The 22,632-nt window shown below is 29.7% G+C and carries 21 protein-coding genes and 2 other annotated features; of the genes, 2 read left to right on the forward strand and 19 right to left on the reverse strand.

Features of this window, described 5'->3' with window-relative positions; genetic code table 11:
* Window positions 1-25: 25 nt before the first annotated feature.
* Complete coding sequence (locus DW911_RS06480) at window positions 26-1,768, reverse strand: septation ring formation regulator EzrA (protein ID WP_118431729.1); 1,743 nt, start codon at window positions 1,766-1,768, stop codon at window positions 26-28.
* 98 nt (window positions 1,769-1,866) lie between these two features.
* On the opposite strand from DW911_RS06480, the gene DW911_RS06485 reads away from it, so the two are divergent.
* Window positions 1,867-2,502, forward strand: coding sequence for a gamma-glutamyl-gamma-aminobutyrate hydrolase family protein (locus DW911_RS06485; RefSeq protein WP_158568163.1), 636 nt, complete (start codon window positions 1,867-1,869; stop codon window positions 2,500-2,502).
* Here DW911_RS06485 and DW911_RS06490 read toward each other — a convergent pair.
* From DW911_RS06490 to truB, 3 genes are read right to left on the reverse strand one after another with little or no spacing between them, the layout of a single operon-like run.
* A complete protein-coding gene (locus DW911_RS06490) occupies window positions 2,484-3,326 on the reverse strand; it encodes a DMT family transporter (protein WP_118431733.1) in 843 nt (280 codons plus the stop codon). The two genes, DW911_RS06485 and DW911_RS06490, sit on opposite strands and share 19 nt — an antisense overlap.
* A gap of 38 nt (window positions 3,327-3,364) precedes the next feature.
* Entirely contained in the window at window positions 3,365-4,279 is a 915-nt protein-coding gene (locus tag DW911_RS06495; protein WP_158568165.1) for a bifunctional riboflavin kinase/FAD synthetase, read from the reverse strand.
* On the reverse strand, window positions 4,279-5,121 hold the full coding sequence (gene truB / locus DW911_RS06500; RefSeq protein WP_118431737.1) for a tRNA pseudouridine(55) synthase TruB: 843 nt from the start codon (window positions 5,119-5,121) through the stop codon (window positions 4,279-4,281). The genes DW911_RS06495 and truB overlap by 1 nt, the downstream gene beginning before the upstream one ends.
* Window positions 5,122-5,216: 95 nt before the next feature.
* Here truB and DW911_RS06505 point away from each other — a divergent pair, with 95 nt between their 5' ends.
* Window positions 5,217-5,963 (forward strand): ATP-binding protein, encoded by a 747-nt coding sequence (locus DW911_RS06505; RefSeq protein WP_199669463.1) that lies wholly within the window; start codon window positions 5,217-5,219, stop codon window positions 5,961-5,963.
* On the opposite strand, the gene DW911_RS06510 is transcribed toward DW911_RS06505, so the two are convergent.
* From DW911_RS06510 to DW911_RS06580, 15 genes are all read right to left on the reverse strand, one after another.
* Window positions 5,960-6,511 carry a phosphatase PAP2 family protein gene (locus tag DW911_RS06510; RefSeq protein ID WP_118431739.1) on the reverse strand — a complete coding sequence of 184 codons (552 nt, stop codon included), beginning with the start codon at window positions 6,509-6,511 and terminating at the stop codon, window positions 5,960-5,962. The genes DW911_RS06505 and DW911_RS06510 overlap by 4 nt on opposite strands.
* A gap of 1 nt (window position 6,512) precedes the next feature.
* Complete coding sequence (locus DW911_RS06515; RefSeq protein ID WP_118431741.1) at window positions 6,513-7,382, reverse strand: DUF368 domain-containing protein; 870 nt, start codon at window positions 7,380-7,382, stop codon at window positions 6,513-6,515.
* Between the two features lie 90 nt (window positions 7,383-7,472).
* On the reverse strand, window positions 7,473-8,177 hold the full coding sequence (locus tag DW911_RS06520; protein WP_118431742.1) for a response regulator transcription factor: 705 nt from the start codon (window positions 8,175-8,177) through the stop codon (window positions 7,473-7,475).
* Complete coding sequence (locus DW911_RS06525; protein ID WP_118431744.1) at window positions 8,170-9,327, reverse strand: sensor histidine kinase; 1,158 nt, start codon at window positions 9,325-9,327, stop codon at window positions 8,170-8,172. The genes DW911_RS06520 and DW911_RS06525 overlap by 8 nt, the downstream gene beginning before the upstream one ends.
* Window positions 9,328-9,407: 80 nt before the next feature.
* Window positions 9,408-10,640 carry a tyrosine--tRNA ligase gene (tyrS, locus tag DW911_RS06530; protein ID WP_118431746.1) on the reverse strand — a complete coding sequence of 411 codons (1,233 nt, stop codon included), beginning with the start codon at window positions 10,638-10,640 and terminating at the stop codon, window positions 9,408-9,410.
* 32 nt (window positions 10,641-10,672) lie between these two features.
* Window positions 10,673-10,872: a binding site (T-box leader), on the reverse strand.
* Between the two features lie 37 nt (window positions 10,873-10,909).
* Entirely contained in the window at window positions 10,910-12,160 is a 1,251-nt protein-coding gene (locus DW911_RS06535; RefSeq protein WP_118431748.1) for a chloride channel protein, read from the reverse strand.
* A gap of 33 nt (window positions 12,161-12,193) precedes the next feature.
* Window positions 12,194-13,204: a LacI family DNA-binding transcriptional regulator gene (locus DW911_RS06540; protein ID WP_118607618.1), complete on the reverse strand. Its 1,011-nt coding sequence runs from the start codon at window positions 13,202-13,204 to the stop codon at window positions 12,194-12,196.
* A complete protein-coding gene (locus tag DW911_RS06545) occupies window positions 13,204-13,683 on the reverse strand; it encodes a YtxH domain-containing protein (RefSeq protein WP_118431751.1) in 480 nt (159 codons plus the stop codon). The genes DW911_RS06540 and DW911_RS06545 overlap by 1 nt, the downstream gene beginning before the upstream one ends.
* 18 nt (window positions 13,684-13,701) lie before the next feature.
* Window positions 13,702-13,986 (reverse strand): DUF948 domain-containing protein, encoded by a 285-nt coding sequence (locus DW911_RS06550; RefSeq protein ID WP_118431753.1) that lies wholly within the window; start codon window positions 13,984-13,986, stop codon window positions 13,702-13,704.
* A 46-nt stretch (window positions 13,987-14,032) separates the two neighbouring features.
* The gene (locus DW911_RS06555) at window positions 14,033-15,343 is read right to left on the reverse strand and encodes a UDP-N-acetylmuramate--L-alanine ligase (protein ID WP_118431755.1); all 1,311 of its coding nucleotides are present in this window, start codon (window positions 15,341-15,343) and stop codon (window positions 14,033-14,035) included.
* Between the two features lie 114 nt (window positions 15,344-15,457).
* Window positions 15,458-16,531 (reverse strand): M24 family metallopeptidase, encoded by a 1,074-nt coding sequence (locus DW911_RS06560; protein WP_118431757.1) that lies wholly within the window; start codon window positions 16,529-16,531, stop codon window positions 15,458-15,460.
* Window positions 16,518-18,272: an aspartate--tRNA ligase gene (gene aspS, locus DW911_RS06565; RefSeq protein WP_118607619.1), complete on the reverse strand. Its 1,755-nt coding sequence runs from the start codon at window positions 18,270-18,272 to the stop codon at window positions 16,518-16,520. The genes DW911_RS06560 and aspS overlap by 14 nt, the downstream gene beginning before the upstream one ends.
* A complete protein-coding gene (gene hisS / locus DW911_RS06570; protein WP_118431760.1) occupies window positions 18,265-19,548 on the reverse strand; it encodes a histidine--tRNA ligase in 1,284 nt (427 codons plus the stop codon). Before hisS ends, aspS begins: the two co-directional genes overlap by 8 nt.
* A 34-nt stretch (window positions 19,549-19,582) precedes the next feature.
* Window positions 19,583-19,778: a binding site (T-box leader), on the reverse strand.
* Between the two features lie 57 nt (window positions 19,779-19,835).
* Window positions 19,836-22,064, reverse strand: coding sequence for a RelA/SpoT family protein (locus tag DW911_RS06575; RefSeq protein WP_118431762.1), 2,229 nt, complete (start codon window positions 22,062-22,064; stop codon window positions 19,836-19,838).
* A 42-nt stretch (window positions 22,065-22,106) separates the two neighbouring features.
* Complete coding sequence (locus tag DW911_RS06580; protein ID WP_118431764.1) at window positions 22,107-22,625, reverse strand: adenine phosphoribosyltransferase; 519 nt, start codon at window positions 22,623-22,625, stop codon at window positions 22,107-22,109.
* Window positions 22,626-22,632 lie beyond the last annotated feature (7 nt).

The following is a 22,632-nucleotide window of genomic DNA, read 5'->3' on the forward strand; positions in this document are numbered from 1 at the left end:
ATGACTAAAAGCGTTAAAAATAGTCCTATTCACTTGTTTTAGGACTATTTTTATTGACTAACATTTCATAAGATCCTGGTTTGATCTTTTCAATAATTTCTACTGCTGTTGATAAAGCTTTAGTATATTCACCATTTCTAAATAATAGTTCTGCTTTAGTAAGTTCTGTATTGACTTCAAGGAATGATGATCTAAAACGATTACCGTAAACAATAGCATCTTCTACCATTTCAGCAGTAACAATTAAATTATGAACATTATCATATAATTTATAAATCACATCTCTTGCTGCATCCACTTGTGATGACAAACTCGCAAGATCAATAGGTCTTTTTCTAATAAAATTCAAAATAGCATCTGCTTTTTGATAAGAATCTTCAATATAATCTTTATACGATTCACTAATCATTGGTAAATGTTTATTTTTAATTTCTGATTTAATTTCTAATAGAACAATATTAATGTTATCTAATTCATCCATTGCTCTTTTTTCTTGAATCTTTAATGATTCATCAATTTCATTATATTTTAATAATGAATCATAGAAAGGCTGTGCTTTCTTTTGAATTGCGTCAAGTTGTTCAATCATAGATGCATAGGAAAAATCTTTACTTTCAATAACACGTGTTACTTCACCCAGTTCATCTAAAACTTCTTTAAACTGATCATAATCTTCTTCGACAGTTATTGGATAATCATCTAAAATATAATTTTTCTTTAAAGAATTTAACGATTTGACTCCTTTTGTTAAACCTTGTTCAACCTTTTGAACAAATTGATAACATTCATTTCTTTTATGTGCATATACTTCATATGCAGCTTCTTCTTTTTCAAAATCTTTGTTAAGTTCATTCATGTCTTCGGTCATCACTTCAATAGTTTGACCTACATTTTCTAGTTTTAAAGACTTAATATCAGCCGTTACATTTTCTAAGTCTTGTTCAATTTTATTCATTCTAATTGAAGTATTTAATCTTTCTAATGCAAAATCATGTTCCTTCATGTTTGCAATCATGCGTTTCAATTCTTCAATACGTTTTGGAAAATACTGTCTAACAATAGAAATATAAGTAGGTAAATCCCGTAAATTAGCATCTAATAAATCAATATCTTTACTAATAGCTGCTGTCTTTTTCTTTGCTGAATCAAAATCTTGATTATTCATATCATTTTCTAAATCAACAAAACGTTGATCAATATTTTCAAAAGTTTGAGGAATAATAGGAACAAAGTCTTCTATTTTAAAACGTACACTTGCATAAGTATCATTCGTCGCACGATACTTTTCTTTTACCTTTATAATTTCTAAACGCTGTACATTTTCAATCTCGGTAATCACTTCTATTTTCTTTAGCAATTCTTTAGAACGTGTTTCATAATCATTAATTTCCTGTGTTAATTGTTCGATATCTTTTTTTACACCCTTTAATTTACGGTAGAATAAAGCTTCATCAATATCTGTTAACAAAGCAACGATATCATTATTTAAAAATTCATTTAATTGTTGATATTCACTAGCGTAAGCTTTATATTTATCAACTAATTCAGGCATATTTTTAGAAATACCTTTGACTCTTCCTAAACGGTATTGAACAGGTAATGTTTTAATTGCATTCATCCTATTTTCTAATTCAACAACATCTTTACGATATATTTTTAATTTAATTAAACGATAAACTATAATAAAGGCAATAAGCACACAAAAACCGATAATTCCAAAAAAAACATATTTATTACTTAATAACATGAGTATCTTATTTAAAGACATATTTCCAACCTCTTTTAATTAAAATTTCTTAAAAAAATTATACCATAATGTCTAGTTATTGTCCAAACCTTAAGGCAACAAACTCACAAGGAGAAAACATGTCAAAACTATTACTTACCCTTCTTAGAACCAAAAATAAAGATACCTTCTACCTTTATAAGAATTACTTTGATTATTTAAAGCAAAAAGGAATAGATTTAATATCCATTTATGATTTATCAAAAACAAATTTAGATTTACTTATACAATTAAGTGACGGATTACTTTTAACTGGTGGCAAAGATATTCATCCTCACTTTTATCATCAAAATTGTCATCACCTTGAAGCCTATGAAACCTTATCCATTGATGAAATTGAATTACATCTGATTGATTACTTTATTCAAAACCAAAAACCTATTATTGGTATTTGCAGAGGCATTCAAACAATCAATGTCTATTTTGGTGGCACGTTAAAACAACATATCGTCCATCATCAAGGTACCCAACATCTCATTTATCCCGTCAAAAATTCTTTACTTAGTCAATATATTCCTCATCCAATACAAGTCAATTCTTATCATCATCAAGCAATCGACCAGTTAGGAAAACATTTAAAAATCACTGCCTATAGTTCTGATAGCATTATTGAAGCTATTGAAGGAAAAAACATTCTTGCTTTTCAATGGCACCCAGAAAAAATGAATCAAGAACCACTACTAAATATGATTGATGATTACTTGGAAGAAAAATGATACTTTAAAAACAATGTATAAACAATCACCAAAAAGCCAACAATAGCATACTGTGACATTTGTTCATGTAAAATAAAAAATGAGAAAAGACATGTAAAAATTGGATTTAAACTTAAAAAGAAAGAAGTTTTAATCACGCCTATTTGTTTGATTGCTAGAAAATAAATAGATTGAATATATGCATACCCTATTCCTGAGGTCAGTATTAACAGCCATAACGATAAAGTGTCAACTGTCTTAATAATCATGTTTTGATTGATAAAAGCACAAATTATAATTAATTCAATCATACTTAAAAATAACAAATAAAAATTATAAACCAAAACATCTTGAAGTTCCCGCTTCTTCATAAGATAATTGCCACCATTATATAAAACAAGTCCACTTAGCATCAAATAATGCCCTACTGATAAACTTTTTACTTGAAAACGTATTGTTATCAAAAAACCAAGCAAACCTAAAACCAGTAAAATTATATCCTGATAAGATATTTTTCTTTCAAAAATAAAAACAAGTATAATCATGATAATGGGTGATAAACAATTCAATGTTGCACTGGTACAACCAGACAATAAAAAAATGGCGAAATAAGTACAAACAAAATTTAAAACATTAACCAAATTAGCATCAATAATCATATATTTAATAGAAACTTTTATCAAACGATGATGTGTAAAACCTAAATAAATGCCCATTGAAAGTGTTGAAATAATCATTTTTAAACAAATTAAAAATAGAGGATGAAAAAACAAACTATTCATTTTTACGACAATTATATTTAACCCCCATATTACACCTGCAATAACCAAATAAAAATAAATCATATCATCACCTTATCAATTATAAACAAAAAAAGAAAGTATTAATCACATCGACAAATAATACTTTCTTTATCTTTTTTTAATTGTTTAATAAGCGCATCAACATTTTCAAATTTACATTCATCACGAACCCTAAACAAAAACTCGATTTTTATTACCTGATCATAAATATCCTGATTAAAGTCGAAGATATTAACCTCTAATGACATTTTATTTAAAGCACCTAAAGTAGGATTATAACCAATATTAGCCATAGCTAAATAGCGTTTGTTTTGATAGTACGCATAAACACCATAAACACCCTTTTTCATGGTCACATAGTGTCCATAATCTACATTTGCAGTTGGAAAACCTATTTTATGACCATTATGTCTGCCATGAATAACTTGTCCAATAATTGAATAGTTTCTTCCTAACATCTGATTTGCTTTTTCAATTTCACCTTGATGCAAATACTCTTTGATACAAGAAGAAGATACTTTTTGATCATTCATATCATATTCATCAATAATGTCCACATCATAAAAATGTTGAGACAATTGTTTTAAATGATCCGCCCTTCCTTTTGCACGATATCCAAAAGTAAAATCAAAACCACATACAACATGTTTTACATTAAGATTGATAAAATAGTTTTGAATAAACTGTTCTGGCGAAAGTTTTGCAACTTCTTCATTAAAATCAATAATCAAAAAGTAATCAAACCCTAATTCTTCTAACATTATTTCTTTTTGTTTCATTGTCATTAAATAAGTCGTTTTTTCCTTTAAATAAACAGTTTTAGGATGAACATCAAATGTCATAAATGCTTTTTTTAACGATTTTTCTTCACTTACTTTTAAAACCTGATCTATCAATCTCATATGGCCACAATGAAGACCATCAAAAAAACCAATCGCTAAAACAGATGGCAAAAGATGATAAGTTTCATTTAATTTAATATGAACAATTTCCATTACCATAATCCTCTTACATTTTTTAAATAACCTTGTCCATCATCTTGATACATAGCAAGAACATGTCCTTCTTTATTATAAATAGCAACCATACCTGTTAAATCACTTTTAATCTTTTTACCATGAAAAACAATATTTTCATCTTCAACAACATACTGAGGATAACATTTTAATGCCTCATCTAATGTAATCACATTAAAATCACCAGCCTCTATTTCTTCAAGCGTTGCACATTGTTCTATTTTAAAATCACCCGAACATGTTCTTATCAATTTTGCCATATGACCAGGATAACCTAGTTTTTTGGCGATATCCACGCATAAAGAACGTATATATGTTCCCTTTGAACAAGATACTTTTATTTTTATAAGATGGTCATGATAATCCAATAGTTGAATATCATGAATCGTAATGGATCTTGGTTCAACTTTAACTTCTTCTCCAGCACGTGCATACTCATACAATTTTTTTCCATTTACTTTGATAGCTGAATACATAGGTGGCATTTGCTTTTGAAAACCAACAAATTGTTTTAAAACATTTTCAATTTGTTCTTTTTTTATTGGTTGGACTTCTTTAGATTCTATCACTTTACCACTAGCATCATAAGTATCCGTACTTGTTCCTAGTGATAGCGTTGCAATATACTCCTTATCATCAGCTGTTAAAAATTGAATCGCTTTTGTTGCCTTATTAACACACACAACCAGAACTCCTGTAGCATCTGGATCTAAAGTCCCACAGTGTCCCACTTTTTTTGTTTTCAATTTTTTTCTTAATATACCTACAATATCATGACTCGTATATCCACTTGGTTTATTAACCAAAATAATTCCATTCATTTTCATCACCGCACTTATTTTAACAAATAATGAAATATAATGAAAGAGATTGCTTTCTTTCGTTATAATCTATAGAATAAAAAATGGTGATATAAATGACAATGAAAAAAGTATTAGGCTGTATTCGAAAAGCCGATGAAGAATATTCAATGATTGAAGATGGAGATAAAATATGTGTTGGCGTTTCTGGTGGAAAAGACTCTATGTTATTACTCTATTGTTTATCTCTATATAGAAAATTTGCATCCGTCAAATTTGATGTCATAGGTGTCCATATTGATATGGGATTTGGTAATATGGATTTTAGTGAGGCTGATCAATTTTGTAAGAAAAACAATATTGAACTTTATCACGAACCAAGTCAAGTATACGAAATATTGAAAAGAAATCTTACTCATGATGGAAGATTACCTTGTTCATTGTGTTCAAAATTTAAAAAAGCACTTGTGATTGATGGAGCAAAAAAATATGATTGTAATAAAGTTGCTTTTGCACATCATGGTGATGATGCTGTTGAAACTTTACTTATGAATATGGTCTATGGAGGTAAAATTGCAACATTTACTCCTAAAATGTATTTAGATCGAACACAAATGAATTTTATAAGACCTCTTATTTATGCAAATGAAGATGATATCATTGCTGCTGTCAATGAAGCACATGTTCCCATCGTTATTTCTACCTGTCCAGCAGATAAACATACAAAGCGAGAAGAATTCAAACAACTTCTTCACTCAATATATAAGACTTATCCACAAGCTAAAACTAATTTATTAACATCTCTATCTAATGAGGAAAATACAATGTTATGGCATAAAGAGCCAAGAAAAAAAGAAGATTAATGCATTGGAATCTTCTTTTTTTGTGTTTGACTATATTTTTGTATTTGATTGTAAAAACGATAAGCTAACCAACTAGATAAATATCCAACAAGCATTCCTCCTAAAATATCACTAGGATAATGGACATATAAATACATACGAGAAATTCCCATTAACAAAGCCAATATCAAAGTTGATGTAAATAATCTTTTTTGTCTTAAAAGATAACATATTCCTGCAACCGCAAAAGAAATGGCTGTATGTCCCGAAGGAAAAGAATAATCATTAGGTTTAGCAATAAGTAGATTAATATGAGGATTAAAAACAAAAGGACGTGGTCTAGCAATAAGTGGTTTTAATAAACCGTTACATAAAATTAAATCAATTATAATACTTAATAACATCATCAAGCCCAACGTCCTTGTCTTACGATAAATAATAAGAATTGTGGTAAGTCCAATCCATATCAACCCTTTATCCCCTAAGTGTGTTATAAAAACCATAATTGTATCCAATAATGGAAATCGTATTTTTTGTATCAAGTTTAAAAACATTAATTCCCCGTTCATATTATTCACTTCTTTCTTTTATAAATTGCATAAATAAAACTAACGCTAAACCGATTAAAGCGTAAATAATATGAAAGTGTTGTAAGTCTAATGGTAATTGTTTAACAGCTAATGTTGTAGGTCCCATAATAATAGCATAAAAAGAACCTATCATCATTCCTAGCACCATAAATAAAGTCTGCACTTTATATTTTTCTAAACAATATTTAATTAATTTAACAACTGTAAAAACACCAAACAGCACTCCAAAGCCAAAAACAACTAGTGAACCAAATGCAGAAAAATGTAAAGAAATAATTTCTTTAATAGATGTTATAACTGGTATATATGCTCCAAAAATGAGCAAGATTGTTGAGCCAGAAATACCAGGTAAAAACATAGCTGAAATAGCTAACATTCCCACAATAAATAACTTTAAAAATAAACTCAATGATAATTGGGACATCTTCATTTCTTGCATATGAAGATAACTATTAGCAAAAGTAATCAGTGCTACAACAGTTATTCCTAATACACAAAATAAAATTCCCTTCTTTAATTGTTTAAATGTATCTTTTTCCTCATTGATAATTAAGGGGATTGATCCTAATATAAAACCAATAAACAATGAACTTACTTGATATATTTGTTTTTCAAACAACGATGATAAAATAATCACTGCAAGCAGCATACCAAAGATCCACCCTACCGCTAATTTAATTAAATAACATATTGCGCTTTTTTTGTGTTCTATATTTCCATACAACAAATCATAAATAGATGAAATGAAACGATCATAAAATCCCATTATAAATGCTACCGTACCCCCAGAAACTCCAGGTACACTATCAGCTAGTGCCATCATAAAGCCATTAAAAGCAATCTTTAACATAAATAAAACCTCCTTAACTTTAATTTCATCATAACAATGAATATTAAATAATAAGGAGGTAAAATCTAAACATTTTCTAAACAATCATTTTTAATTATTCAAACGATATCCTACACCCCAAATTGTTTCTATAATTTGGGGATTTTTATAATCATCTTCTATTTTTTCTCTTATTCGATTAATATGAACCATCACCGTTGCACTATCCCCTATATAATCATATCCCCATATTTTTTCAAATAAATCTTCTTTAGCAAAAACAATATTAGGATGCATAGCTAAAAATTCTAACAGTTCAAATTCTTTAGGAGGAAGCTTGATTTCATTGTTTTCTTTAAATACACGCCAGCTATCTTGCCTAATGGTAATATCCTTCACTTTTATAATTCCATGACTTTGATTTTCATCTTGATGAGATCGTTTTATTCTTTGATATTGACGAATATGAGCATTAACACGAGCAACCAATTCCGAAGGATCAAACGGCTTCGAAAGATAATCATCAGCTCCCAGACCAAATCCTTTTATTTTATCAGGAATTTCATTTCGCGCTGTAACCATGATAATTGGGACTTCGACTTCTTGCCTTATTTCATTACATATTTGATATCCACTTTTACCTGGCAACATTAAATCAAGAATAATGAGATCTACATGATGTTGACTTAAATATTGTTTTATCTCCAATCCATCATTTAAAACAAATGGATCAAATCCTGAAGCTTTTAAATATGTTTCTTCAATTAATGCAATATCTGCGTCATCTTCTATAATAAGTATTTTTTTATTATCCATTCCCATCTTCCCTTTCTAACTTAAAGTACATTTTTATACATAAGCCCCTATCATTTGTTGCTTCAATGTGTCCATTCATTAATTCCACTAAACTTTTAACGATATATAAACCTAAGCCATGCCCTTCTTTATCATTTCTTGAAGGATCAACACGATAAAATTCTTCAAATATTTTACTTAATTGATTTGTAGAAACTCCTGTTCCATTGTCACTCAAACATATTTCTACTTCATTTTCACACTTGATTGCTTCTATTTGAATATCAACTACATCTTTATCTACATATTTGATGCTATTTTCAATTAAATTGTCTAAAATACGCTGTAATTGCATGCCATCCACATTAATTGTAATTGCATCGACTGATTTCAATATGATGTGGACATAATTAGGCAATACCTTTCGTTTAGATAAAACATATTGATTTAGATATTGATTGAGATCTATAAATTGTTTGTTTATAGATATATGATTTGTCTTTAGCCTAGATATATAAAATAATTGATCTAACAACAGTTCCATTTCTTCACTTCTAGCATAAGCCATTTGAATAAACTGCATTTTCTTTTCCGGTGTATCAACAACACCATCAATTAAACATTTCATTGTACCCTTAATAGCCGTTAATGGTGTTCTTAAATCATGAGAAATTCCCGCAATCATGTCATCTCTGCTTTTTTCATATTTTTGATTTTTTAAATAAGATTCTAATAAATCACTTTGCATTTCATTAAACGTCTGAATGACTTCTTTAAATTCTTCATCACCATCATATTCAATAGGTTTTGTTAAATCATTCATTTTAATTCTAGATGTTGCTTCTGTTAAATAATTTAATGGTGTCATAATCGTTTTAGAAAGATGATATGTAAATAACTGGCTTATTATAAATAATATAAAGATACAAACTAATCCATCTATAACAAATAAAAAAAGAAACTTATTACTATGAAGAGTAAGAAACTCTACAAAATCTTCTATTCCCTTTGTCATCATAATCTGTTTTGCAGAAAGAATTAAATCTGATTCCATCATTTTAATATAAAATTTTAAAAACAAAATATTAACTACAAAAAAAGAAATTAAAGTAAGTAATACCATCATTGTATTAGAAATAAATATTCTTTTTTTTACTGACATTGCTTTCATTAAAACCACCACCTACAATCCATTGTATAAATCAAAAATAAAAAGTAAAGTTATAACCATAACTTTACTTATTCTTTACATTAATCAATATGTTTTAAAACAAAATATCTTTTCTTACCTCTTCGAATAACTGTTGCTTCATTACCAAAAGCATTTTCTCTTGAGACAACAAATTCAATATCTTTAATTTTTTCACCATTAATTAAAACTGATCCACCATTAACAAATTCCCTTGCTTCTCTTTTAGATTTAGCTGCGCCAACTAAAATCAAGGCATCTAAAATATTAAGTTGATTTTCTTTAGTTTCTACTGTAGGAACACCTTCAAAAGCAGCCTTTACTTGACTTAGTGTTAAATTTTGAATTTGTCCTGAAAATAATGTTTGTGAAACTTGTAATGCTTCTTGGTAAGCTTCTTCCCCATGAATAAAAGTAATGACTTCTCTAGCTAAAGCTTTATGTGCTTCACGTAAATGAGGTTGTATTTTATTTTTTTCCTCTAATTCATTAATTTCATCAGGTGTCAAGAAAGTTAAGAATTTTAAATAATCTATTACTTTATCATCTTCTGAATTAATAAAGAATTGATACATTTCATATGGTGATGTTTTTTCTCGATCTAACCAAATAGCTTTTCCATTTGTTTTACCAAATTTTGTACCATCGCTTTTAGTTAAAAGAGGCATTGTAAATCCATAAGCTTCTTTCCCTGTTTTTTTACGAATAAGTTCAATTCCTGCAGTAATGTTTCCCCATTGATCTTGTCCAGCAACTTGCATTTGACAATCTTTATTTTCATGTAACCAATAAAAATCCATTGCTTGCATAATCATATAAGAGAACTCAGTATAAGTAATTCCTAAATCTAATCTTCTTCTTACAATATCTTTATTTAACATATAATTGACATTGAAGTATTTTCCATAATCTCTTAAAAAATCAATAAAGTTTAAATCTTTTGACCAATCATAGTTATTAACAACTTCAAATCCAAATATATCTTGTGCTTGTTTTTTTAAACAATCAAAATTATGTTGAACTTGTTCTTTAGTAATCATTGGTCGTTCAGTATCAGGTTTTGGATCACCAATTAATCCAGTCGCACCACCAACTAATAATATTGGATTATGACCTGCATCTTTTAATCTTTTACTAATTAAAAATGACGAGAAATGACCAATATGTAAACTGTCACCTGTAGGATCAGTTCCAATATAAAAAGTCATGCCACCTTTATTCAATTTTTCTTTTAATTCTGGAGAACTTTCATCTTTGATTAATCCTCTCCATACTAATTCTTCATAAATTCCCATAATTTCCTCCATTAAAATAAAAAAAGAATTCATCAAAGGACGAATTCTCGCGGTACCACCTTTATTTATGTATTATTACATACTCTCCTATTTTGATAACGATGTTTCCACCGTCTAAGCTTTTCACTTAGAAGCTCCAGAGTGTATTCATTATATCTATTGATCTATTTTCACCAACCATAGACTCTCTAAACAAATCAATATAACTACTTGTCTCTTTCATTGCTGTAATCTAATCATAAAAAATTTTATTAATAAAGTCAACCTTCTCAACTCGCATTTTTATTAATAAACGAAGGTGATGTTTTTGAATACACAATTTTTTGTGCTTGATATAAACTAAAATAGCCCGATAAAACATAGCCAAAAGCAACAACGATAGCAAATGGAACAAAGTTTAAACCACCAAACATTTCAATACCTAGCGCTAAACTTGTAACTGGACAGTTTACAACACAGCAAAACATCGAAACCAATCCTAATGATGCGCCAATATGAGGATCAATACCAATAATCATACCTATTGTATATCCAAGTGTCGCTCCAATAAAGAAAGTAGGAACAATTTCTCCTCCTTTAAATCCGCAGCCAATTGTAACCGCCGTAAAAATAGCCTTTAAAATAAAGTCATAATAATGAACGTTTTTTGTCATAGCATTTTCAACAATGTTCATTCCTGCACCCAAATAATCATGTCCAAAAAAGAAAACTAAAACTAATAAAATAAGTGATCCAACACATACTCTAAGATAAGCATTTTCAATCCATTTTTTAAACAACTTATGTCCATAATGCATCATAATAATGAAAATAATAGAAAAAAGTGCAATAAAAAACGAAAAAAACAATAACTTAAAAAAGCTCATCACATTGATATGAAGTAGTTTACTTATCTTAAACGACTCAGGATGACACCCAAAATAACGTGCCACCCCAGCAGCTATCAAACTACTGCACAAGCAAGGTACAAATGCAGCATAATAAAATATTCCAACACTGACTACTTCCATAGCAAATAAAGTTGCTGTAATAGGCATTCCAAATAATGCAGAGAAAACCGCTGACATACCACACATAATTAATATCGACATTTGTTTTTGATCAGCATGTATCATTTTTCCAAATGCAGTAGCAAGAGAGCCACCAATTTGTAAAGCAGCTCCTTCTCGTCCACTAGAACCACCAACCAAATGAGTAATCACTGTCGCTAAAAAAATAGCCGGTGCCAACAAAACAGGAACTTTATCTTGTTGACGAATAGATTTAATAATCGTATTTGTTCCAGGCTCGCATGCTAGATGAACACTGCGATATAAATACACAATCAAAATACCACCAAGTGGTAATAAATAAACAATCCATGCATTATCATTTCGAAATTCAGTTACATAATTAACCGACAAGCAAAAAGCCGCACCAACAACACCACATATTCCACCAAGAATAACAGCAACAAACAAACATCGTGTAATAAAAGACAAATTTTCTTTTAAGTCAGATAAAAATTGTTCTAAAAACATAATTTCCCCCTTATGTAAAAAACTTCTAAAAAATTAGAAGTTCTTTGTCGTATTTCTTGGAATTCGCATATATGTAACAGGTACTTCTTTAGTATCAATTTCCTCATCATTTAAAATTTTAGTAAGTAATCTAACTGCTAATGCACCCATATCATAAACAGGAACATGAACAGAAGATAATGAAGGTCGACACATTGAAGCATAACTTGTATTCATGAGACCAATGACTTCCATATCATCAGGTATCATAATGTGATTATCAATTGCTGCATTAACAACAGCAACTGCTTCTTTATCGTATCCGCAAAATACTAAATCGTGTTTATGATTTTTGAAATATTCTAAAAATTGAGGATAACTTTTTTCATAATGAGTTGAAACTTTCATAACTTGCTTATCAAAATCAAATTGTAAATTATGTTTTTGATAGGCTTTTTCAATACCCATTATTAAATCATCGGATTTAATTAAATTTTGTTTAGGATTAACAAATAAAATATCATTTTTACCTTTTTCTAAATACCGATCAATAATTTCATAAGCAATTTGTTTAGCGTTAACATATATTGATCCTAAGTAGTCATTTGATGCTTGTGTACCAATAACAACAGTAGGAATTTTATATTTAGCCATGATATCAATTTCTTCTTGTAATTGATCATTGTTAAACAAAATAACACCATCCACTCTTGATTTAACAATCTTTTCAGTTACTTCTTTAACAGCATTTTCATCTCCTAAATCGTCAGTCGTATACATGTTAATATTATAATCTAAATGACGTCCTGTATCACCGATACCACCAATCATATCTTTAACATGGGCAAATAAAGATTGCGGAAAGACAATCGCAATGGAAGTCGTTTTACTTGTTGCAAGTCCACGAGCCACTTCATTAGGTTTAAAATCTAGTTTTTCAATGACATCAAGTACTTTTTGTTTTGTTTTTTCACGAACAACAGATGATCCATTAATAACACGAGAAACAGTAGCAAGAGAGACCCCTGCCTCTCTTGCTACGTCATAAATAGTGACTTTTTTCATTAATCTTTTAAATCATCTAAGATAACATCAATTTCATCTTCAATGTTATCAATTCCTTCTTCAATTGCTTCAGAAAAATCATCTAAATCTTGTTCTTGAATTTTTGTTTTAACATCATTAACTGTAGTGCTAATTTGTTCACCAACTTTTGTTAAAGTATCTTTAACTGTTGCGTATTGTTCACTTTCTTGAGCTTTTTTTGCTAATTCATCTAATTTTGTTTTTAATTCATCTAGTTTTTCTTTAGTTGTATCTTTAAACTCATCTACATCAAATTCATCAATTGCTAATTTAATATCGTCAATTGTTTTATTAATTAATTCTTGATATTCTTCTTTTGACATATTTTTAGCTGTATTATAAGTTTCTTGCCCTTTTTCTTTAAGAGTCTTTCTTAGTTCACTCCCTTTTTTTGGAGCAAATAACATTCCAGCAACCGCACCTATACCTAGGGTTGCGATAAATCTACCTAATTTCATAATACCTCACCTTTCTTTTTATTTTTTTACAAAGCGTAAAATTGTTTTAATTGGATTAAATTTAGGTCTGTTAGGATCAAAGAACTTTGCTACTGTTTCTACAGGAGCATTAAGAAGATCTAATTTATAATTAACATCATCTAATATTTTATCTACCCTTTTTAACGTATCTTGAGCCATTTCAACAGTTTCCCCAGCTTGTTTTACTGTCACTGACGTTCTAAGTAATAAAATACCAAGACCAACCAATGCAAATGCACCTGATAAAATCAATACACAGTAACATATATCCATTGCACTCATAACAACACCTCAACTTTCTTATAAATTATACCATATTATTATTATTTTAAATAGTTTTTTTCATTTCAATGACTTTTTCTTCAAATTTGTAAATATCTTTACTACTCATAAATAAGAAAACGCATCCATTATATTGAGATAATTCTTTAGCTCCCGCTTCGTTTTCTTCAATAACCTTTGCACGAGGTAAATATTTTGCGATATCATAAATATCAATATCAATACCATCTTCGTGTTTTGCATTATCTGGAAAAGGTACAAAATATGGATGATCTGCTAAATCCATTGATGCAGCAAATTCTTTAGCAAATCTTGCGCCTCTTGAAAAACGATCTGGTTGGAATATCGCAACAATTTCCTTTCCTGGATAACGTACCCTTGTCGCTTCGATAACATATTTAATAGCTGTTGGATGATGAGCATAATCATCCACATAAATGTTATTTCCATCTTCAGTTACTGTATAACGACGCTTTGTTCCTTTGAATGTTTGTAATTTATTTAAAATATAATCGTAACTCATATTTTCTAAGTAACCTAAAGTAATAATAGCTAATGAGTTATATAACATATGCATTCCATATAATGGTATGTTAAAATGTCCAAATAATTCTTGATGAATATAAACATCAAACGATAAACCTTTAACTGTATCTACTACATTGACAGCACGAACATCATTGTTTTCACCCAGACCAAAACGCATAACACGTTTTTTAAAGTGAATTTTTTTAATATTTGGATCATCACCCCAAACAATTACCGTATCTTTAACTTGATTCGCAAATTTTTCAAAGGATTGAATATAACGTTCAAGATTACCAAAATAATCAACATGATCTAATTCAATATTATTAATAATAGCATAGTTAGGATAATAATTTAAAAAATGATCTTGGAATTCACATGATTCTGCAATAAAATATTTGCTATCTTTTTGACCATGTCCAGTTCCGTCACCAATTAATACTGATGTTTTATCAAAATCTTCAAATAAATGATAAGCCATCCCTGTTGTTGTCGTTTTACCATGCGTTCCTGCAACTGAAATAGAAATATAATTTTCCATAAATTGTCCTAAAAACTCAAAATAACGATAACATGTCACATTTGGATTAGCTAATGCTGCTTTTACTTCAACATTCGTTTCATCAAAAGCATTACCGATAATAACTGTATAGCCATCTTTAATATTATTCGCATCAAATGAATAAATTGGAATGTTTCTCTTTCTTAATTCATCTTCAATAAAAATATATTTATCAATATCACTACCACAAACTTCGTTTCCTAATTCATAAAGAATGGTTGCTAGTGGAGCCATCCCTGAACCTTTAATTCCTATAAAATAATACATAATGTCACCTCACACAATATTTTACCATAAATCAAAAAAAATGTATTCTTGATATAAAAATTAGTCTTTATTTTTTAAATAAAATTTTAATCAAAAAGCGAGTTTCCTCGCTTTTTAGATAATTTGTACATCTTTTGTATAACTATTTAAAACACGACATCCATCTTTTGTTACAAGCACTAAATCTTCTACCCTAACACCAAATTGTCCTTCTAAATAAACTCCTGGTTCAATAGAAAAAATCATACCTTCTTCAACTTCCATTTCAAATTGTGAAGAAACATCTCCATACTCATGAACGTCTCTTCCAATAAAATGTCCTAAACGGTGATTAAATTGTTTTCCATACCCTGCTTCACTGATAAGATCTCTAGCAACCTTATCAATTTCACAAAGCTTTACTCCCGGTTTAATCATTGCTTCAGCAGCTTCATTAGCTTTTTTTACTAAATCATAAACTTCTAATGCTTGTTCACTAATTTGCTTATAAAACACTGTTCTGGTCATATCAGAGCAATATCCTTTATATTTACATCCCATATCAATAATAATACTATCTCCAGGTTGTAAACGAGAATCATCATTACCATGATGTGGATTGGCACCATTTTTACCAAAGGCAACAATGGGTTCAAAGCTGTTTCCTTCAGCGCCATATTTACGATAAATATCTGGTAATTGTTCTGCAACTTGTTCCTCTGTTAAATCTTGACTACATAATTCAATAACATCATTCATTGCTAAATCATTAATGCGACTTGCTTCAATCATCAATTCTTGTTCTTGTTCATCCTTTTTCATACGCACTAAATCAACACAAGGTGAAGCATTAATATATTTTATATGTGGTAATTTCTTTTGTAATGCTAATAAAAATTTTGCTGGCCATGTTTTATCAATTCCAATACGTTTAGGCTGATTCATATGATCAACTATTGTTTGCACAGCATCATCACTATCACTATGCCACACTATTTCTACGCCTAGATTATCTTCCACAAAGAATAAATTATTTAAGAATAATTTATGATCTCCATTTTTTCCTAACATTAAAACATACATTCTTTCACCAGGATGGTTTTGATAATCCAAACAATAATCAATAGATTCTGGATCACTAATTAGAAAATAATCTAAATCAGCTTCCTTCATTAATTCAAGAATATTTTCAACTCTATTCATTTTCATCTTTAGTCACCTCTATTCCTAATTCTTCTAATTGAACTTGGTCTACTTTATTTGGTGCTTTTGACATTGGACAAGTTGCACTCGCATTTTTAGGGAATGCAATAACATCTCTAATTGAATCACTACCAGTAAGCAACATTGCTAGACGGTCTAACCCTAAAGCAAAACCACCATGAGGAGGTGTTCCGTATTTTAAAGCTTCCACAAACCATCCAAACTTATTTTCAATTTGTTCTGGTGTTAAACTTAATGCTTTAAATGCTCTTTCTTGAAGATCTTGTTCATAAATACGTTGAGATCCTCCACCTAATTCATAACCATTTAATACAATATCGTATGCATCAGCTAAACAATGAGCAGGATCACTATCTATCTTATCAATATCACTATCTTTAGGACGTGTAAATGGATGATGCATTGCATAATATCTTTGTGTTTCATCATCATATTCAAACATAGGGAAATCAACAACCCATAATAAACCTAATTCTTGAGGATCATATAATTTTAATTCTTTACCTAAATGATTACGTAAAGCGGCTAATGCATCACATACAACTGTATATTTAACATCACTTACAAATAATAATAAGTCATTATCTTCACCATTCATCGTATCTAATAATCTTGTAAGTTGTTCTTCATTAAAGAATTTAACAATTGGACCTTCTGCTTTACCATTAACCACTTTCATCCAGGCAAGACCTTTGGCTTTATATGTTTTTGCTAAATCTGTCAACTTATCAATCTTTTTACGAGAATATTGATCAGCTGCATTTTTAACATTTATTCCTTTAACATATCCCTTATTATCTAAAGCATTTTTAAAAACCATAAAATCAACATCTTTAACAGTTTCATTTAAATTTACAAGTTTCATATCAAAACGAATATCAGGCTTATCAATACCGTAAGTTTCCATAGCATCATGCCATGTCATACGTGGTAAAGGTAATTTAACATCTATTCCTTTAACATCTTTGATAACTTGAGCCACCATTTGTTCACCAATTGAAATAATTTCATCGGTATTCATAAAACTCATTTCTACGTCGACTTGTGTAAATTCTGGTTGACGATCTGCTCTTAAATCTTCATCTCTAAAACAACGTGCGATTTGATAATATCTTTCAAATCCAGCAACCATCAACAATTGTTTAAATAATTGTGGAGATTGAGGTAAAGCATAGAACTCTCCATTATGTACTCTAGAAGGAACTAAAAAATCTCTTGCTCCTTCTGGTGTTGAACGATTTAAATAAGGTGTTTCAATATCAATAAAATCATGTTCATCTAAGAAGTGACGTATACTACGTGTAATCTGATGACGTGTCATAATTTTATTTTGCATCACCGGTCTTCTTAAATCTAAATAACGATATTGCATTCTGGCATCTTCGCTTGCATCAGTTTCATCAGTTGTATAAATAGGTGTCACATTAGCAGTGTTGATAATATCAATTTGTGATGCTTCAATTTCAATGTCTCCAGTAGGCATTTGTGGATTCTTACTAGATCTTTCAACAACTTTACCTTTAACATGTAAAATGTATTCATTTTTAATTTCTTTAGTAACTTCCATTGATTCATTAACAATAATTTGTGTAATACCATATCGATCTCTTAAATCAATAAAAACTAATGATCCTAAATTCCTTTTTTTAGCAACCCATCCTTTTAATTCAACGGTTTCGCCAACATTATCAATTCTTAATTCACCATTATTATGTGTTCTATTCATGTTCATGTCCTCCTGACATATGATTTTCAATATATGCAACAATATTTTCTAATGGAACTTCATCTTGAGTATGTGAATGATTACATTTCATATTGACTACTTCTTTTTGAACTTCTTCATCCCCAATAATCATTGAAAAATGAGCGTGATAACGATCTGCAGATTTAAATTGTCCTTTTAATCCTCGATCACATTGATCCATATCACAAGTAAATCCATTAGCTCTTAACATTGCAATAATTTGTACAGCTAAATCTTTAGCTTCACTACCTAAAGGCATAATATAAACATCTAATCCGTCTTCATCATCATCTTGATCATCATCTAAAGCTAATAATAATCTTTCCATTCCAAACGCAAATCCTACACCTGGAGTAGCCGGTCCACCTAACTCTTCAACTAAGCCATTATAACGACCACCACCTCCAACAGTAGCACCAGCGCCTAATTTTGGATCATCAGAGATGATTTCAAATACAGTATGTGAGTAGTAATCTAAACCTCTAACTAAGTTTGTATCAACAACATAATCAATTTCCAAATCATCTAATAAAGAACAAACTTTATCAAAATGTGCTTTAGCATGGTCACTTAAATAATCAATTGTTTTAGGTGCTGATTGCATGGCAGGATTTTTAGCATCTACTTTACAATCTAAAATACGTAAAGGATTTTTATCAAATCTTGCTTTACAATCAGAACATAACTGGTCTAATACTGGAGCAAAATGATCTTTCAAAGCTTGACGATAAGCATCTCTTGATTGATCATCTCCTAAAGAATTAATGTGTAAAGTTACATTTTTAATTCCTAATGCTTCTACAACAGTAACAGCCATTAACATACATTCTACATCTACATATGGTGATTCTACACCTAACATTTCAACACCATATTGATGAAATTGTCTTTGACGTCCATTTTGTGGACGTTCATACCTAAACATTGGTCCCATATAATAAACTTTTTGTAGTTTTTCAGGTAATCCATACATTTTATTTTCAACGTATGCTCTTGCAATTCCTGCAGTTCCTTCAGGACGAAGTGAAAGCATTCTTCCTTTTTTATCAGCAAAAGTATACATCTCTTTAGAAACAACATCTGTTGTATCACCAACTGCACGATTAAACAATTCTGCATGCTCAAAAATCGGTGTTCTCATTTCTTTTACATTATAATTTGCACTAATTGTTCTTAACAATTGTTCTAACTTAATCCATTTACCAGACTTTTCAGGTAAAATATCTACTGTACCTCTTGGTGCACTATATGCCATAAATTTTCCTCCTTAAAATATAAAAACGTCCTTCAATAAGGACGTTATTAACGCGGTACCACCTTAATTCGTATTTTCATACGCTCTTATATCTTAACGCGATTAACGTTTGCTTCTACTTACTTCAAAGCAACTCCTCCCAAGTGTCCCACGATTCTATCATCAATGTTTTCACCAGCCACATTGTCTCTATTTTCAAGATATCGTTTAATCTTGTTCAACGGATTAACATGATTATATTAAATTATCATTAAAAAATCAATCACAATCAAAAATAAATTCTATTTTTAATGGATAACTCTTCTAATTGTATAAATACCTTGAATACGATCTAGATTGTCAATCGCTTGTTGCAAATGTTCCGCATCATCAACAGCAATCTTAACCTTAATAATTGCTTTAATATCCTCACTTACATCTGCATGAATATTTAAAATATTAATTTTCATTTGTCCAAGCGATGTAATAATATCATTTAATAAATTCGTTCTATCTAAAGCATCAATTTCCAAATCAGCATTAAATTTCATTGTTGAAACAGATGCAAAATCCCAATAGACATCAATTAAACGATTTTTAATATCTGGTTGATTAACATTAGGACAATCTTTTCGGTGAACTTTAATTCCTTGCCCTTGTGAAACATAACCTACAATTTGATCACCGGGGATTGGATTACAACATTTCGATAATTGAATTTTTAATCCTGTTACTCCCTTAACAACAACACCTTGACTAGATGACGATTTTTGTTGTTTATTGATGACTTCATTATTTTTTTGTAACATCTTTGATAAATTATCAAAGAAGCCTGTTTTTTTAGGATTCACTTTTTCTAATAAAGTCATAACTGATAATGATTTTTTACCCACAAAATATAAAATATCATCAAAACTTCTTGCTCCAAAGGAACCTAAATATGTTTTATATGTTTCAGAATCCATGAATTTCTTTTCATCTAATCCACGTTTTTTTAATTCTTCTTTTAATAGTTTTCGACCTTCTTCTATTGTATCTTTACGTGTTTCAGCTTCTTTATTGGCTAAAAACTGTCTTATTTTATTACGTGCCCCTGCAGTACGTACAAATTTCAACCAATCTTCGCTAGGACCTGCACTTTGTTTATTTGTTTTAATCTCACAAACATCACCTGTATTTAATTGGGTATCAATAGGTACCATGACATTATTAACAATGGCCCCAACAGTATGATGTCCTACTTCAGTATGAATACGATAAGCAAAGTCTACTGGAGTGGAACCGTTCGGTAACTCTACAATTTTACCTTGTGGTGTAAGAACATAAACATTTGCTTCAAAAATATCTCTTCTTAAAGAATCATAATATTCTTTAGCATCACCATCTTTAAAATCATCAGAAATAGAAATAAACTCTCTTAACCACTGTAGCTTTTCACCAATTTCTTTTTGTTCAGCTTTAGCTGAATAGCCTTTACCTTCTTTATAACGCCAATGAGCCGCAACCCCTAATTCAGCAAGTTCATCCATTTCTTCAGTACGTATTTGTACTTCAAATGTATTGCCATCCTCACCAATAACTGATGTATGCAAAGATTGATACATATTTGGTTTAGGCATCGCAATATAGTCTTTAAAGCGACCAGGAATTGGGCGATAGTGATCGTGAATCAATCCTAAAACACTGTAGCAATCTAACTTATTTTTTAAAATGATACGAATAGCATAAAGATCATAGAGTTCATCAAATCTTTTATGCTTTTTAAACATTTTTTTATAAATGCTATAGATTGATTTAGCACGTCCCATTATACGATAAGAATAATGATTATCATCCAATAATTGTTTTACATGAGCCATCATTTTATCGACTGATTCTTTTCTTTCTTCTTCTTTATTTTTTAATAAAGTCGCAATTTCTTGATACGCTAATGGATCAAGATACGATAAAGCAAGATCTTCTAATTCAGTCTTAATATCGCTTAACCCTAAACGATGGGCAATCGGCGTATAAACTTCTAATGTTTCTCTTGATATTCTTTTTTGTTTATCAGGTCGCATATATTGCAAAGTACGCATATTATGCAAACGATCCGCAAACTTAATTAAAATAACTCGAATATCTTTAGCCATGGCAATATAAATTTTTCGATGATTTTCAGCATAAACATCAGCTTCATCTTTAAATGGCATTTTATTAATTTTAGTAACGCCTTCTACTAGGGTCGTAATTTCTTCACCAAAATTTTCAACCATTTCTTCACGACTTACATCACAATCTTCCATGACATCATGTAATAAGCCAGCAGCGATAGTACTTGGTCCTGTTTGTAGTGTAGCAAGAATATATGCAACCCAAATTAAATGAATTGTATAAGGTTCCCCACTTTTTCTTTTTTGACCTGCATGTTTATCCATAATAAAATCATAGGCTTTATGAATCAGTTTTAAACTGTCTTCATTTTTAATGTAAGTTGTACAAACATCTAATACATCATCAATTGTGATTTTATCTCCTGCTTTTTTATAATCATTCATGATCCCACCCCCTGATATGATAAAAGAGAGTGACCCTCTCTTTTAATACTTTAATAAAGAATAAACTGGATAATCTTTTAACTTATTTCTTCCATCCAATCCTTCTAGTTCAATTAAAAAAACAATACCAACAACTTCACCTTTAAGTTTTTCAACCAACTTGATAGCAGCCTCTACTGTTCCACCTGTAGCTAATAAATCATCAATAATAACAACTTTTTGTCCAGGTTGAATACTATCGCTATGAATTTGAATTTCATTTTTACCATATTCCAAATCATAGCTTTCACTAATGACTTCTCTTGGTAATTTATGAGGTTTTCTTACAGGAACAAATCCTGCATTTAATTCATAAGCAACTGGACATCCAAATAAAAATCCTCTTGCTTCTGGAGAAGCAATTAAATCAACATCTTGATTTAAAGATTGTATCCAATCTTTCATTTGCTTAATTGACTCATGATAAGCTTCTTTGTTTTGCATTAAAGGTGTAATATCTCTAAAAATGATCCCTGGTTCTGGAAAATCAGGAATACTAGCGATATATTGTTTTAAATCCATAATGACT

Origin of the sequence: Erysipelatoclostridium sp. AM42-17, from assembly GCF_003480255.1 — a bacterium.
Classification (GTDB): Bacteria; Bacillota_I; Bacilli_A; order Erysipelotrichales; family Coprobacillaceae; genus Faecalibacillus.

Excerpts from the sequence above, each read along its gene's own strand:
- DW911_RS06480 (WP_118431729.1), bottom strand. The coding sequence starts at position 1,768 with ATGTCTTTAAATAAGATACTCATGTTATTAAGTAATAAATATGTTTTT.
- DW911_RS06485 (WP_158568163.1), top strand. The coding sequence starts at position 1,867 with ATGTCAAAACTATTACTTACCCTTCTTAGAACCAAAAATAAAGATACC.
- DW911_RS06490 (WP_118431733.1), bottom strand. The coding sequence starts at position 3,326 with ATGATTTATTTTTATTTGGTTATTGCAGGTGTAATATGGGGGTTAAAT.
- DW911_RS06495 (WP_158568165.1), bottom strand. The coding sequence starts at position 4,279 with ATGGAAATTGTTCATATTAAATTAAATGAAACTTATCATCTTTTGCCA.
- truB (WP_118431737.1), bottom strand. The coding sequence starts at position 5,121 with ATGAATGGAATTATTTTGGTTAATAAACCAAGTGGATATACGAGTCAT.
- DW911_RS06505 (WP_199669463.1), top strand. The coding sequence starts at position 5,217 with ATGACAATGAAAAAAGTATTAGGCTGTATTCGAAAAGCCGATGAAGAA.
- DW911_RS06510 (WP_118431739.1), bottom strand. The coding sequence starts at position 6,511 with ATGAACGGGGAATTAATGTTTTTAAACTTGATACAAAAAATACGATTT.
- DW911_RS06515 (WP_118431741.1), bottom strand. The coding sequence starts at position 7,382 with ATGTTAAAGATTGCTTTTAATGGCTTTATGATGGCACTAGCTGATAGT.
- DW911_RS06520 (WP_118431742.1), bottom strand. The coding sequence starts at position 8,177 with ATGGATAATAAAAAAATACTTATTATAGAAGATGACGCAGATATTGCA.
- DW911_RS06525 (WP_118431744.1), bottom strand. The coding sequence starts at position 9,327 with ATGAAAGCAATGTCAGTAAAAAAAAGAATATTTATTTCTAATACAATG.
- tyrS (WP_118431746.1), bottom strand. The coding sequence starts at position 10,640 with ATGGGAATTTATGAAGAATTAGTATGGAGAGGATTAATCAAAGATGAA.
- DW911_RS06535 (WP_118431748.1), bottom strand. The coding sequence starts at position 12,160 with ATGTTTTTAGAACAATTTTTATCTGACTTAAAAGAAAATTTGTCTTTT.
- DW911_RS06540 (WP_118607618.1), bottom strand. The coding sequence starts at position 13,204 with ATGAAAAAAGTCACTATTTATGACGTAGCAAGAGAGGCAGGGGTCTCT.
- DW911_RS06545 (WP_118431751.1), bottom strand. The coding sequence starts at position 13,683 with ATGAAATTAGGTAGATTTATCGCAACCCTAGGTATAGGTGCGGTTGCT.
- DW911_RS06550 (WP_118431753.1), bottom strand. The coding sequence starts at position 13,986 with ATGAGTGCAATGGATATATGTTACTGTGTATTGATTTTATCAGGTGCA.
- DW911_RS06555 (WP_118431755.1), bottom strand. The coding sequence starts at position 15,343 with ATGTATTATTTTATAGGAATTAAAGGTTCAGGGATGGCTCCACTAGCA.
- DW911_RS06560 (WP_118431757.1), bottom strand. The coding sequence starts at position 16,531 with ATGAAAATGAATAGAGTTGAAAATATTCTTGAATTAATGAAGGAAGCT.
- aspS (WP_118607619.1), bottom strand. The coding sequence starts at position 18,272 with ATGAATAGAACACATAATAATGGTGAATTAAGAATTGATAATGTTGGC.
- hisS (WP_118431760.1), bottom strand. The coding sequence starts at position 19,548 with ATGGCATATAGTGCACCAAGAGGTACAGTAGATATTTTACCTGAAAAG.
- DW911_RS06575 (WP_118431762.1), bottom strand. The coding sequence starts at position 22,064 with ATGAATGATTATAAAAAAGCAGGAGATAAAATCACAATTGATGATGTA.
- DW911_RS06580 (WP_118431764.1), bottom strand. The coding sequence starts at position 22,625 with ATGGATTTAAAACAATATATCGCTAGTATTCCTGATTTTCCAGAACCA.